Source organism: Pseudalkalibacillus decolorationis (assembly GCF_024609785.1).
Lineage (GTDB): Bacteria > Bacillota > Bacilli > Bacillales > Fictibacillaceae > Pseudalkalibacillus > Pseudalkalibacillus decolorationis.
The window spans coordinates 1-534 of the sequence record NZ_JANHJQ010000058.1 but is presented as its reverse complement, the minus strand read 5'-3'; positions in this window follow the sequence as shown (position 1 = coordinate 534).

Genomic DNA, 534 nt, shown 5'->3' with positions numbered 1-534 from the left:
GCACCTCATTTCATTAAGGCGTTTACGACTCCCACTCACTTCCATTCACAACGTTGACACAGTCAGGTTACCTTCGCCTCCATTCCATCGCTTTTGGCGATGAACAGGGTGAACAACACCATGTGTTCACTCATCCGAGTTTTCCCCTCTACACTGTTGCCAGCCTTCATTGGCTCGGATTTCCTCACTACTACGAACCATCCGTCACCTGCAGTGCCATCGATTCGGCTTTCCCACTTGGGTTATACCTCCTCTACCCAACGATGTTTATCGTCAGGAGCCTACAGGGCTTCCCCCGGTCATCACACGTTCTCTTCCATCCATCCCGACCCTAATCACGTCAGTGAGTCCTATAGGTCGTTCCCCTTTTCTGTTTTCCTACAGGATATGCCAAGGCATCGGTTTCCCCGGTTTTTCGGCGGGTCACCCAACACCGACGCCACCTCTGGTTCACACATTGTTCCGGGCTGGACTTTGCTTGCAGACCTTTCAGATTTCTCTTCGCAGAGAACACCCTGTCCATCTTTCTTCAAT